Annotated in this window: 13 protein-coding genes; 10 read left to right on the top strand and 3 right to left on the bottom strand. The window is 59.8% G+C overall.

Translation table 11 applies throughout. The features are described from left to right. Positions 1-82: 82 nt before the first annotated feature. Together ACYCZ5_RS09185 and ACYCZ5_RS09180 are read right to left on the bottom strand one after the other, a co-directional pair. Positions 83-1,804, bottom strand: coding sequence for a diguanylate cyclase domain-containing protein (locus ACYCZ5_RS09185; protein WP_461544502.1), 1,722 nt, complete (start codon positions 1,802-1,804; stop codon positions 83-85). A gap of 4 nt (positions 1,805-1,808) precedes the next feature. Then, the gene (locus ACYCZ5_RS09180; RefSeq protein WP_461544501.1) at positions 1,809-2,705 is read right to left on the bottom strand and encodes a phosphate/phosphite/phosphonate ABC transporter substrate-binding protein; all 897 of its coding nucleotides are present in this window, start codon (positions 2,703-2,705) and stop codon (positions 1,809-1,811) included. Between the two features lie 325 nt (positions 2,706-3,030). Here ACYCZ5_RS09180 and ACYCZ5_RS09175 point away from each other — a divergent pair, with 325 nt between their 5' ends. The 10 genes from ACYCZ5_RS09175 to ACYCZ5_RS09130 all read left to right on the top strand — a co-directional run bounded on the left by ACYCZ5_RS09175 (position 3,031) and on the right by ACYCZ5_RS09130 (position 12,421). Beyond that, positions 3,031-4,578 carry a DEAD/DEAH box helicase gene (locus ACYCZ5_RS09175; RefSeq protein WP_461544500.1) on the top strand — a complete coding sequence of 516 codons (1,548 nt, stop codon included), beginning with the start codon at positions 3,031-3,033 and terminating at the stop codon, positions 4,576-4,578. A gap of 105 nt (positions 4,579-4,683) precedes the next feature. Beyond that, positions 4,684-5,475 (top strand): type I methionyl aminopeptidase, encoded by a 792-nt coding sequence (gene map / locus ACYCZ5_RS09170; RefSeq protein ID WP_461544499.1) that lies wholly within the window; start codon positions 4,684-4,686, stop codon positions 5,473-5,475. Then, positions 5,475-8,006, top strand: coding sequence for a [protein-PII] uridylyltransferase (locus tag ACYCZ5_RS09165; protein WP_461544498.1), 2,532 nt, complete (start codon positions 5,475-5,477; stop codon positions 8,004-8,006). Before map ends, ACYCZ5_RS09165 begins: the two co-directional genes overlap by 1 nt. 379 nt (positions 8,007-8,385) lie before the next feature. Then, positions 8,386-8,991 carry a MotA/TolQ/ExbB proton channel family protein gene (locus tag ACYCZ5_RS09160; protein ID WP_461544497.1) on the top strand — a complete coding sequence of 202 codons (606 nt, stop codon included), beginning with the start codon at positions 8,386-8,388 and terminating at the stop codon, positions 8,989-8,991. Further along, positions 8,988-9,413, top strand: a complete 426-nt coding sequence (locus ACYCZ5_RS09155) for an ExbD/TolR family protein (RefSeq protein WP_461544496.1) — start codon at positions 8,988-8,990, stop codon at positions 9,411-9,413. Before ACYCZ5_RS09160 ends, ACYCZ5_RS09155 begins: the two co-directional genes overlap by 4 nt. A 9-nt stretch (positions 9,414-9,422) precedes the next feature. Then, on the top strand, positions 9,423-10,409 hold the full coding sequence (gene lpxK, locus ACYCZ5_RS09150; protein ID WP_461544495.1) for a tetraacyldisaccharide 4'-kinase: 987 nt from the start codon (positions 9,423-9,425) through the stop codon (positions 10,407-10,409). Next, positions 10,399-10,584 carry a Trm112 family protein gene (locus tag ACYCZ5_RS09145; RefSeq protein ID WP_461544494.1) on the top strand — a complete coding sequence of 62 codons (186 nt, stop codon included), beginning with the start codon at positions 10,399-10,401 and terminating at the stop codon, positions 10,582-10,584. Before lpxK ends, ACYCZ5_RS09145 begins: the two co-directional genes overlap by 11 nt. After that, a complete protein-coding gene (gene kdsB, locus ACYCZ5_RS09140) occupies positions 10,584-11,345 on the top strand; it encodes a 3-deoxy-manno-octulosonate cytidylyltransferase (protein ID WP_461544493.1) in 762 nt (253 codons plus the stop codon). Before ACYCZ5_RS09145 ends, kdsB begins: the two co-directional genes overlap by 1 nt. Before the next feature lie 18 nt (positions 11,346-11,363). Continuing rightward, positions 11,364-12,020, top strand: a complete 657-nt coding sequence (adk, locus tag ACYCZ5_RS09135; RefSeq protein WP_461544492.1) for an adenylate kinase — start codon at positions 11,364-11,366, stop codon at positions 12,018-12,020. A gap of 2 nt (positions 12,021-12,022) precedes the next feature. Further along, positions 12,023-12,421 (top strand): GlcG/HbpS family heme-binding protein, encoded by a 399-nt coding sequence (locus ACYCZ5_RS09130; RefSeq protein WP_461544491.1) that lies wholly within the window; start codon positions 12,023-12,025, stop codon positions 12,419-12,421. Between the two features lie 41 nt (positions 12,422-12,462). Here ACYCZ5_RS09130 and ACYCZ5_RS09125 read toward each other — a convergent pair whose 3' ends face one another. Continuing rightward, positions 12,463-13,236, bottom strand: coding sequence for an oxygen-binding di-iron domain-containing protein (locus ACYCZ5_RS09125; protein ID WP_461544490.1), 774 nt, complete (start codon positions 13,234-13,236; stop codon positions 12,463-12,465). Positions 13,237-13,377: the final 141 nt, after the last annotated feature.

The following is a 13,377-nucleotide window of genomic DNA, read 5'->3' as shown; positions in this document are numbered from 1 at the left end:
ATTTTCTCCGTATGTATCGTTGAACAAAATCCAGGGTGTACCGAATAGGTCGCCTCGGTATCTGGGGGCACTGCGGTGGATTTCAAGCGTGCTTATGCAAAGGTGGACGAGGTTCCAGATAGCGCACCTGGTTGCGCCCGCTTTCCTTGGCCTGATACATGGCGTCGTCCGCCAGCCGCAGCAGGTCTTCGCTGGAGGAACAGTGCCGGTCGAACAGCACCACACCGATGCTCGCCGTGCAGCGATGCTCCACGATGAGCGGATCGCTGTCCTGGCGCTCGACGCGCAGGCGATGCGGCTCGGCCAAGGCCTCCCGTATCTTTTCCGCGATGTCCGACGCACGCTGCATGGAAGCTTCCCGGTCGGTGCTGAGCTCGTTCAGCATCACCACGAACTCGTCGCCGCCGAAGCGTGCCACGGTATCCACCTCGCGTACGCAATCGGTCATGCGCTGTGCGACTTCGATCAGCAGCAGATCGCCCACATCGTGGCCATGTTCGTCGTTGAGCGGTTTGAAGTTATCCAGATCGATGAACATCAGCGCCGCATAACGTTTGCTGCGCTTGCACGCCGCGATGACCAACCCGAAGCGGTCAAGCAACAAGCGACGGTTGGGCAGATGGGTCAGCGGATCGTAGAACGCCAGATTGCGAATCTGCTCCTCGGCTTGTTTGCGCTCGCTGATGTTGCGCGTCAGCCCCAGCACGATCAGATCGCCTTGAATGTTGTATGCGAAATGGGCAGTAATCTCGGTCCATACCGTACTACCGTCGCGCCGTATCTGCTCAACTTCCTCGGTGTAGTTCCTCGGACTTTGTTCTGCCAGGAACGCTTGACTGCGCTCCGCGATCCACTGCCGGACGCTCTCAAGGGAAGCAGGTGTCAAGGTCTTCTCCAGCGGCATCGGCATCACTTCTTCCACGCTATAGCCAAGCAGCTTTTCGACGGACGGACTCATGTATTCCCAGCGATTGGTGCGCAGGTTCAGCACCCAGATGACATCCGAGATATTGTCGGCGAGGAAGCGATATTTCGCCTCGCTCTCGCTGAGCTGCCGCTTCTGCCGCTCGATGCTGTCCAGCATGCGGTCCAGATGTCTCGCCAGCGTGCCGATCTCGTCGCGACGACCGACATCGGTGCGGCGCTTTATCTGCCCCTGCTCCACCGCCGACGCCACCGACATCAGATGGTGCAAGCCATGGGTCATGCGCCTTGCCAGATACATCGCGACCAACGTCACCATCACCACCGCGAACAGCCCGAACTGCAGCCAGACCCGAGTCAATGCGCCCAGATTGGCGTTGACCGTATCGCGCGTCATCTCCACCCGCACCCAACCCAGATGCCGGCCGCCCAGCAGCACCGGATGACCGACCACCACCAGATTGCGCTGATCCACCAACACCAACTGGTCGCGCGTCGTTGAGGCAAGCATGTCGCGGCTCAGCGGATCGGTCACATAGAAACCGATCTCGGCCGGCGAGGTCGAGGCCAGCACCTCGCCCTGTGGGCTGACGAAGAAGGCGCGCCGCATGTCGGTAGTGCGCGCGAATCCCTGCACCACCTCCTGCAGACCTGCCAGGTCGTTCGCCAGCACCCACGAGGTGCTGCTGATGGATAGCGCATGCGCCAGCGAGGTGGCGCGCTCGGTCGACGACTGGTATTGCGCGTCGCGTTGCTGGGCATGGATCAAATAACCGAACAATGTCATCAGCACCAACGAAGCCACGGCGAAGCCCAGCACCAGCTGCCTGCGGATGGAGTTGCGCCAGAAAGCGGTGATAAAGGAGTGTCTTTTTTTCATGGCATCAGTATTCGATATGGCGCACGGTGACAGAGAACTTCTCAAGATAGCGCCGTACCTCCGCATATATCTCGTCATTCGCCGAAACAAAACGGGTAACCCCCAGTCTTTCCAGCATAGCCCGCCCCACTTCCGTGTCGGCCAGACCGATCAAGGCCTTGCCAACTGCGGCCACCAGCTCGGGCGGCACGTCCTTGCGCGCCACCCAGCCGTTGTTGGGCAGAATCTCGGTTTGCCATTTCACTTCCAGTTGCGCTGCCAGATCGGGATACTCCTGCTGGAAGGTGATCCAGGGCACCGGCCACGTTGCCCCGGCGGCGACATGTCTGTGCAGCACGTTCAGGATGGAAGACTCCTGCGAACCAACATAGATGTTCTCGATGTCGCGGTTCACGTCCAGACCGTGGGTATGCAGGTAATACTGCGGCATCATGGTCGCGGCCAGTGCAGTGGGGGCAGGATAGGCGACCGCCTTACCCTTGAGGTCGCTCACCTTGCGGATGCCGCTGTCACGCCGAATAAGGATGATGCCGCGGAACAGTTCGTCGTCGCCCATCTTGCCGAACACCCGGTAGCCGTGTTCGAGTGAGCGCACCGTCTGGTAGGGATTGGGCATGGCGAAATCGAAATAGCCGCTGTACAGCTTCTTGTCGAACTCTTCGTAGTTGCGCGAGGCTTCCAGCCGGAAGCGCGCCTGCGGGATGCTGGCATTCAGATGGTCGACGATGGGGCCGTATACCTCGACCAGCCGCTTGGGATTGTGCAGAGGGTGGATGCCGACCACATATTCTTTATGCATGGTTCCAACAGCCTGCGAACTGAATGCGGGTTCGTATGCGGCTTCCTGCTTGCCGCAAGCCACCAGCAGCAACGCGGCCAACACCACCCCGATCCGCATCATCCCCGCCCCCCCCTGAAAGTCCGTATCATCCCTGCCCCTTGCCGGATATTACCTGCTCGAACAGCCACTGTCTTGGGCAAACCAAGATTTCTCTGGCTATTCTTTCATCCATCCGTATAATGCGCGCCTTGCCGCTTCACAGGCGGCATAGAGTCCATCGTTTCCTGACCCCTCTGCATCCCGTAATTTTCGGATGCGCCAAGCTTCACCGGTTAGCGACGATGTTTGTTTGCGCCGGTAGAGGTCTTTAGTACCCCCTACTGATTTCCATTGTGTGGCCCGTGGCCACGCATGCGCTGTGTCTTATAAAAATCAAGGAACAACCATGTCTGAAAATATCATTGCCACCGCTATTCCCGCGACTGCTGTCACTACAATCACCTTTGACTCGCTGGGTCTGGCACCGACCATCCTGAAGGCCGTTCAGGAAGCGGGTTACACCGTTCCCTCCCCGATCCAGGAACAAGCTATCCCTGAAGCACTGGCCGGTCACGACCTGATGGCCTCCGCCCAGACAGGAACCGGCAAGACCGCCGCGTTCATCCTGCCTGCTTTGCAAAAATTGTCGGTCGAATCGGCCGTGCGCAGCAAAGGCCCGCGTATCCTGGTACTGACCCCGACCCGCGAACTGGCACAGCAAGTGTCCGATGCCGCCACCAAGTACGGCAAGAACATGCGCGTGAAGGTAGTGAGCATCCTCGGCGGTATGCCTTACCCGCTGCAGAACAAGCTGCTGTCCAGCCCGGTTGACATCCTGGTGGCGACACCGGGCCGTCTGATCGACCACATCGAACGCGGCCGTATCGACTTCTCGCGTCTGGAGATGCTGGTGCTGGACGAAGCCGACCGCATGCTGGACATGGGCTTCATCGACGATGTGGAACGCATCGCTGCTGCCACGCCCAAGACACGCCAGACCCTGCTGTTCTCCGCCACACTGGACGGCGCGATCGGCAATCTGGCACAGCGCCTGCTGAAGTCGCCCAAGCGCATCAGCATCACCGCCACTCAGGCCCGCCACGAGAACATCGAGCAAAAGTTGATGTACACCGACGATATGGCTCACAAGAACCGCATCCTCGACCATCTGTTGCGCGATGTGGATCTGAATCAAGCCGTGGTGTTCACCGCCACCAAGCGCGATGCCGACATGCTGGCCGACAGCCTGTCTGCACAGGGTCATGCCGCTGCCGCTCTGCACGGCGACATGAACCAGCGCGAGCGTAACCGCACGCTGGTCAACCTGCGCAAAGGCAGTGTGCGCGTGCTGGTCGCCACCGATGTCGCCGCGCGCGGTATCGACGTGCCCGGCATCACGCACGTCATCAACTTCGACCTGCCCAAGTTCGCTGAGGACTATGTGCACCGTATCGGCCGTACCGGCCGTGCTGGCGCGTCGGGCATCGCCGTGTCGTTCGCATCCAATCGCGATTCCGGCACGCTGCGCAGCATCGAGCGTTACACCGGCCAGGCCATCCTCGTCCATACCATCGAAGGTCTGGAGCCGAAGTTCAAGCCGCGTCCGGCTGCTCCCGGCGGTCGTGGCAATGGTGCCCCGCGTGGCGGCAACGGCGGTCAGCGTTTCAACAACGGCCCGCGTACCGGCAATGCCCCGCGCAGCGCCAACGGTGCGCCGCGTCATCACGCACCGGACAGCCGTCACAGCTTCACACGTGACGACAATGCCGCGCATCCGCGTCGCGAAGGTCATTCACACAACCGCTTCAACAGCGATGCGCAACCGCGCAGCAATGCCAACGCTGGCGTGAATGGCAATCGCACACCGGCACCGTTCAACAGCAACCGTCGCCCGCAGGGCACCGGCTTCTCGCTGGGACGCGGTAATGCCGGCGGCAACGGCAACAAGCGTTAAGTCTTTCCGCTGCACACAAAAAGGCACGCTTCGGCGTGCCTTTTTTGTTGTGCTGGCCATGGCTATCTAATATCCTCGCACCCCATCTATATCAGAGCATTCATCATGCCCATCAGCATCAAGACCGCAGCAGAGATCGAAAAGATGCGCATCGCCGGACGTTTGGCCGGCGAGGTGCTGGACTACATCGCACCCTTCGTGCAGCCCGGCGTCACCACCGAAGCGCTGGACAAGTTGTGCCACGACTATATGGTCGACATACAGGGCTGCATCCCCGCGCCGCTGAACTACGCACCGGGTGGCCACACGCCGTACCCGAAATCCATCTGCACCTCGATCAACCATCAGGTGTGCCACGGCGTGCCCAGCGACAAGAAGCTGAAGAATGGCGACATCGTCAATCTGGACATCACCACCATCAAGGACGGTTTCCACGGCGACACCAGCCGCATGTACTACGTGGGCGAACCCTCGATCCAGGCGAAACGCCTGTGCGAGAAGACCTATGAAGCGATGTGGCACGGCATCCGCCAGGTGCGCGCAGGCGCTCATCTCGGCGACATCGGCCATGCCATCCAGACCTTTGCCGAGGGCTTGGGCTACAGCGTGGTGCGCGAATTCTGCGGCCACGGCATAGGCCGCAAGTTCCATGAAGAGCCGCAGGTTCTGCATTACGGCAAGGCCGGCACCGGCGTCAAACTGGAAGCAGGCATGATCTTCACCATCGAGCCGATGATCAACGCTGGCAAGAAAGACATCAAGCAACTGGGCGACGGCTGGAGCATCGTCACCAAAGATCACAGCCTGTCCGCGCAGTGGGAACACACCATACTGGTCACCGAGACCGGCTATGAAGTCCTGACGCTTTCCGCCGGATCGCCCGCTATTCCCGCCTGATGCCTGTCGCCATCCGCAACAGCCTGCGTGCCGCGCGTCTCGCGCTCAAGCAGGCCTATGCGGAGTCGCCCCAACCCGCCCGCTACCTGCGCGACCATACGCAGACCGTTGACGAACATCTGCAACAGGTCTGGCGCACCTCCAATATCCCGCATGATGTGACGCTAGTCGCGGTGGGCGGCTACGGCCGTGGCGAACTCTATCCAAGATCGGACATCGACCTGCTGATCCTGCTACCGCAGGAAGCGGACGAAGCGCTGCAAGGCCGCCTGCAAGCGCTGGTCGGCCTGTGGTGGGACATGGGGCTGGAGATCGGCCACAGTGTGCGCACGGTGGATGAATGCATAGCCGCCAGCAGTGACATCACCGTGCAGACCAATCTGCTGGAGGCGCGCCTGCTCGATGGCGATGCCGCACTGTTCGAGACACTGCAACAGCGTTTGCATGAACACCTCGATCCTTGCGCCTTCTATCAGGCCAAGAGTCTTGAACAACAGCAGCGCCACACCCGCTACGTGGATACCGACTTCAATCTGGAACCGAATCTGAAGGAAAGTCCGGGCGGGTTGCGTGATCTGCACAACGTGCTGTGGATCGCGCGCGCAGCGGGTTTCGGCGACACCTGGCAGGCGTTGGCGCGCAACGGACTGCTGACCATGGCCGAAGCACGGCAAGTGGTACGCCACCAGCATCTGCTGCAGGATATGCGCATCCGCTTGCACGAACTGTGCGGACGCCATGATGACCGGCTGGTGTTCGACTACCAGCATCCGCTCGCCGAACAGCTGGGCATCGAATCCACGCCGCAGCTGCGTGCCAGCGAGCGCATGATGCGCCAGTATTACCGCACTAAGCGCGCGGTACTGCAGCTGAACAGTGTGTTGCTGCAGACCATGCGCGCGCGTCTGTTCCCGTCCAGTGCGACGCGCCCGCTCAATCCGCGCTTCATCGCGCGCGACGACACATTGGAAGCATGCGACGACCAACTGTTCGAACGCGAGCCGTCTGCCATCCTTGAATGCTTCCTGCTACTGCAACAACACCCGGAACTGAACGGTTTCTCTGCCGCGACACTGCGTGCCTTGTGGCGCGCCCGCCATCTGGTCGGCCCTGCGTTCCGGCGTGAGCCGCGCCACCGCGAACTGTTCATGCAGATCTTCCGCCAGCCGCAGGGATTGACCCACGCGCTGCGCCGCATGAACCAGCAGGACATCCTGGGACGTTACCTGCCAGCCTTCGGCCGCGTGGTCGGCCAGATGCAGCACGACCTGTTCCACGTCTACACCGTGGATGAACACATCCTGATGGTGTTGCGCAATCTGCGCCGTGCCACGCTGGAACAGTACGCGCATGAATTCCCGCTGAGCAGCCGCCTGATCCGCGAGTTCGAGCGCATCGAAGTACTCTACATCGCCGCACTGTTCCACGACATCGCCAAGGGACGCGGCGGCGACCATTCCCTGCTGGGACGCGCCGATGCCCGGCGCTTCTGCAAGATGCACGGCATCTCGCCCGAAGATACCGAGCTCGTCGTTTGGCTGGTGAAGAACCATCTGCGCATGTCCGCCACCGCACAGAAACAGGATCTGAGCGATCAGGATGTGATCGCCGCATTCGGATCGGAAGTACCGGATGAACGCCATCTGACCGCCTTGTATCTGCTGACCGTCGCCGATGTGCGGGGCACCAGCCCCAAAGTATGGAACGCCTGGAAAGGCAAGCTGCTGGAGGATCTGTACCACGCCACGCTGCACTATCTGAGCTACGGCAAGATCGCCGACCAGATCGGCGAGACGCAACGCGAGGCGGCTGCCACGCTCAATCTGTATGCGATCGCACCGGAGACCTATCTGCCGCTGTGGGCGAAACTGGACGATGAATACTTCATCCGCCACGAGGCGCATGAGATCGCCTGGCATACGCGGGCGCTGACCCAGCGCCCGGACATCAAGGCGCCCATCATCAAGACGCGCCTGAGCCGCATCGGCGAAGGCATGCAAGTGCTGGTCTATCAGCATGACCAGCCCTACCTGTTTGCGCGCATCTGCAACTTCTTTGCGCGCATGAACTACAACATCATGGAAGCCAAGGTGCACACCACCGAACACGGCTACGCGCTGGACAGCTTCCTGGTGATGGATGAGAGTCAGGACAAATCCGCCTATCGCGATGTGATGAACTACGTCGAATACGCACTGGCCGAGGAGATCGGCGGCGACGCCGTCTCCATACCCGAACCGGCCTTCGGTCGCCGCAGTCGCCAGTTGAAACATTTCCCCATCGCGCCGCAGGTCGATCTGCGCCGCGATGAAAAGGGGCGCTACAACTTGTCATTGGTCGCCGGAGACCGACCCGGCCTGCTGGCACGCATCGCCTACATCCTCACGCGGCATAAGGTGTTGATCCGCAGTGCAAAGATCAACACGCTGGGCGCGCGCGCCGAAGACACATTCTGGATAGACGGTGAAGCTTTGAACGATGCGAACGCCCGCAATGCGCTGCGCGAGGTCTTGATAGCGCAACTCGCCTGAGTAAAAATTCCGTAAAAAAAGTCAAAATATAGGCCAAATGGCATATTGACAAACTCAGATAATCCACACCTGCTCAGCAAACAGCGCCCACTTGACAATCCCCCCTGTCGAAAAAACAACGACTTACCGCACTACATTGTTTTTATTGATATTTTTTAACGTATAATTTTTATGCAACGATTCGGCAAGGCCCGAAATGACGGTCTTTATCGATGTATGAAAGTCATTCATCCACAAAGTTATCCCCAGCTTTTGTGCATAAAATATAAAAAGCTTTCCGCTCCGCCAGTTAGCTTTAAACGGTCAACTTGCCTTGCCCTGCACATACCTTACAGGCTACAGTTCGCGCCTTGAAATTTTCGCCATTGGGAGTCGTTGCGTGTTCAATCTCATCGAAGCGGCCGGCTGGCCGATCTGGTTTCTGATCATCTGTTCGCTGGTTGCTGTCACCCTCATCGTCGAGCGTGCGATCTATCTGCGCGGCAAGAATGTGATCCCGCCCAATCTGCTGGACGAAGTGGTGAATGAGCTGAAACAGCGCGGCGTCAGCCCTGCCATGCTGGAACGTCTGAGCAACGGCTCACCACTGGGCAAGGTGTTCGCCGCCGGACTGAAGAACATCAAGAGCCCCCCGCAAGTGATGAAGGAAGCCATCGAAGAGACCGGCCGCGCCGCCAGCCACGAGATGGAGCGCTTCCTGACCACCCTCGGCACCATTGCCTCCATCAGCCCCCTGCTCGGCCTGTTCGGCACGCTGGTCGGTATGATCGAGATCTTCGGCTCGCAGAACGCGGGCGGCGCAGCGCCGGCCGAACTGGCGCACGGCATCTCGGTGGCTTTGTACAACACCGCCTTCGGTCTGATCGTCGCGGTACCCAGCATGATCGCCTACCGCCACTTCCGCGCGCAGGTGGACAGCCTCACCATTGAGATGGAGCAGCAAGCCGTCAAACTGGTCGAGATCGTGCACGGGGAACGTAAATGAATTTCCAGCGTGGCCGCGATCGCGAGGCACCGGAGATCAACCTGATCGCCATGATCGACGTATTGCTGGTGATCCTGATCTTCCTGATGGTCACCACCAGCTACGGCAAGTTCTCCGAACTGCAGATCAACCTGCCACAGGCCAGCGGTGCCGATAGCGCGGTGCCAGTCAGCAAGCCCATCGTGGTGGCGGTCGATGCCTCCGAACACTATGCGATCAACGGCGCACGCACCAACTTCAAGAACTTGTCCGAATTCGCCCAGTCACTGCGCAAAGCGGCGGGCAAGCAGGACGATCCGGTGATCGTGATCAATGCCGATGCCAAAGCAGCACACCAGTCTGTCATCACCATCATGGAAGCAGCCCGCGAAGCCGGCTACGGTCGCATCACCTTCACCACACGCAACCCGTCCTCCAAGTAGTCCGCGGACATGGAACGTCTGCAGCAGCACTGGTATCGTCTCTCCCCGCTCCATCTGCTGCTGTATCCCCTCAGCCTGATATTCCGTCTGCTGGTCGCGCTACGCCGCGCACTGTTCCGTGCCGGTCTGCTCACTTCGGTGAAATTACCGGTGCCGGTGATCGTGGTTGGCAATGTCACGGTCGGCGGCACAGGCAAGACACCGCTCACCCTGTGGCTGGCGCAGCAGTTGATCGAAGCCGGCTGGCATCCTGCCATCATCAGCCGCGGCTACCGCAGTGAAGCTGACGAGACAGCGCGCGAAGTACACAAGGACGATAGCGCGAACACGGTCGGCGACGAGCCTTTGCTGATGGCGCGCCGCGCACTGTGCCCGGTATGGATAGGACGTGACCGGCCCGCAGCGGCACTTGCTTTGCTGCAAGCCCATCCCGAATGCGACATCATCATCAGCGACGACGGCTTGCAACACTATCACCTGCAACGCGATGTAGAGATCGCCGTGATAGATGGCGTGCGCCGTTTCGGCAACGGCCTGCTGCTGCCCGCCGGACCGCTGCGCGAACCGCTGTCGCGTCTGCGCGAAGTCGATGCGCTGGTGTTCAATGGCGGCTCACCCGATGCGGTGGAAGGCATGCTGATGTCGCTGCAAGGCACGCGCTTCCACAATCTGCTCGACCCGACCCAGACGCGATCCGCTGCCGATTTTGATGGCCTGAAAGTGCATGCCATCGCCGGCATCGGTCACCCGCAACGCTTCTTCCGCCATCTGCAACAACTCGGCCTGCAGCCGGACACGCACGCCTTTCCCGATCATCACCGCTACACCGGCGACGAGATCAACCCCAAGGATGCCGACGCGGTACTCATGACGGAAAAAGATGCGGTAAAATGCGCCGCATTCGCCACCGCTAAACACTGGGTGCTGCAAGTGGATGCGCAAGTCGCCCCGCCGCTGTTCAACCTCATCACGGAAAAACTATCTCATGGACGCTAAACTGCTCGACATTCTGGTCTGTCCGCTATGCAAATCACCGTTGCTGTATCGCAAGTCCGAACAGGAGCTAATCTGCAAGGCAGACCGACTGGCTTATCCGATCCAGGATGACATCCCGGTGATGCTGGCCGACGAGGCACGCACGCTCACCGCCGAGGAAATCGAAAAGCTCTGATGCTTTCGTTCAAAGTAGTCATTCCCGCCCGCTTCGCATCCACACGCCTGCCGGGCAAACCCCTGCTGGACATCGGCGGCAAGCCGATGGTGATCCGCGTCGCGGAACAGGCGGCCATGAGCGGCGCACAGCAAATCATCATCGCCACCGACCACCAACCCATCGTCGAGGCAGCCAGGGTGAACGGATTCGATGCCTGCATGACCCGCGCCGACCATGTCAGCGGTACCGACCGCATCGCGGAGGTCTCCATGCAACAGGGCTGGCCGGATGACACCATCGTGGTCAACGTACAAGGCGACGAGCCCTTGATACCGCCGCAACTCATCTCGGCTGTCGCGCAACATCTGCACGACCACAGCGACTGTGCCATCGCCACCGCCTGCCATCCCATCCACGATGAATCGGCCATGCGCAATCCAAATATCGTCAAGGCGGTGCTCAACAAACACGGCAATGCGCTGTACTTCAGTCGTGCGCCTATCCCATGGCCGCGCGATGCCTATGCTAAAGGTGCGCCCCTGCCCACCGATGTCGCAGTGCTGCGCCACATCGGTATCTATGCCTACCGCGCTTCCTTCCTGAAAGCTTACGGCCTGCTCGCGCCCGCCCCCATCGAGCAAGCGGAATCCCTTGAACAACTGCGCGCGCTGTATCATGGCTACCAGATCGGCGTGACCGTCACGCCGGACGCACCGCCCAGCGGCGTAGATACCGAACAAGACCTGCACACCGCACGGCGCATTTTCGAATCACGATAACCACTGGAGAAATACAACATGAGACTGATCCTGTTAGGTGCACCCGGCGCCGGTAAAGGTACTCAGGCCAACTTCATCAGGGAGAAGTTCGGCATCCCGCAGATATCCACCGGCGACATGCTGCGCGCCGCGATCAAGGCGGGCACACCGCTCGGCATCGCCGCCAAGCAGGTGATGGATGCGGGCAATCTGATCTCCGATGACATCATCATCGATCTGGTGAAGGACCGCATCAAGCAAGCGGACTGTGCCAACGGCTTCCTGTTCGACGGCTTCCCGCGCACCATCCCGCAAGCGCAAGCGATGAAGGATGCCGGCATCAAGATCGACTACGTGGTGGAGATCGACGTCGCCGACAGCGAGATCGTTCAGCGCATGAGCGGTCGTCGTGTGCATCCGGCCTCGGGCCGCACCTACCATCTGGTGTTCAACCCGCCCAAGGTCGCAGGCAAGGATGACATCACCGGCGAGGAATTAGTGCAACGCCCCGACGACAATGAAGATACCGTGATCAAACGGCTCGACGTCTATCACGACCAGACCCAGCCGCTGGTCGAGTACTACAACGCCTGGCAGAAGACCGGCGAGGCGCTCGCCCCCAAGGTCGTGCATGTACCCGGCGTGGGGAGTGTCGACGACATCCGTGCGCAGGTGTTCAAGGTATTGGGAGCCTGAGCATGGCGAGCAAACCGGTATTGACGCTGGAGGATGCCAAACGCATCGCCGCTGCGGCCGAAACCGAGGCGCGTGCTAATGACTGGAAGGTGTCTATCGTGATCGTCGATGACGGCGGTCACATGCTGTACATGCAACGCAGTCACGATACGCGCTTCGGCAGTGTCGAGACCGCCACCGCCAAAGCCCACATGGCGGCGGCGCTGCATATGCCTTCCAAGGCCTCCGAAGATGCTGTCATGGGCGGACGTCTGATCCACCTCGCCCTGCCCGGCGTGATCCCGGCCGAAGGCGGCATCCCGCTGCTACGCGACGGTGTCGTGATCGGGGCGATCGGTATCAGTGGAGTGCGTTCGGCGCAGGACGGCCAGATCGCGGCAGCCGGCGCGGCTGCACTTTAGAAAATCAAACCGCGCCGGAACGTCCGGCGCAGTCTCGATTCTTATTTCGGCTCGCGGTAATGATCCTGCGTCATCAGATCGATGCCGCACGGCAATGCCTCGATCCAGTTCAGGAACTCGTTCACCATCTTCTTGCCTTTGAACATGCGGCCGTGCTGCGGCACGATCATCTCCACGTCCATGCCGCGCACCATGTTCACCCAGTAACGGCAGATCTTGTTGGAGATCATGTAGCGTTTGTGGAAGCCTTCCATATACTGGATGTGCGACTTGAAATCCTCCACCGGTGTATCGACCTCGGTATGCGGCACGATGGAAGCCCCCATGTCGCCGGTGAACAGGATCTTGCTGACCGGATCATAGAACTGGAAGTTGCCTTCAGAGTGCATGAAGTGCGCGGGGATCGCCTTGATGACCGAATTGCCCAAAGGCAATATCATCCCTTCATCGGGAATACCTTCCACACGACCGGCTGAATTGCCCACGCTGCAAAAGTGCGGCACAAAACGCGCCCACAGCTTGGAGATCATCACCTTGCATTCGGAATGGATCATCCATTTGTTGACCGAAGCGATGATGTCCGGATCAGCATGCGACGCCAGGATGTAATCAAGGTTCTTGGGCGCGAAATAGTTATGCATCTCCATCAACAGACCGTTGTAGGTCATGTTGCCGCCCGGGTCGAGCAATGCCCCATGCTCGTTGTCGATGATCAGGAACTGATTGGCTTGCACCGCCTCGCCCATTGAATCATCCACCAAGTCATCAAAAATCAGGCAAAGATGCTTGCCGTTGTTGAACAGTTCGATCGCCATTCCACTCTCCAGAGATAATCTTTTTTATAAACAGGTCGCGCATTCTATCGAAACGCTCCTCGCTAGAATTTGATGAATATCAAATCTGCCCGACCTCGACCACTGAAATAAAATCGGCGTAAGATGAGCATAATCTTCATC

The organism is Sideroxydans sp., assembly GCF_054604835.1.
This window is presented reverse-complemented; position numbering and strand designations above follow the sequence as displayed.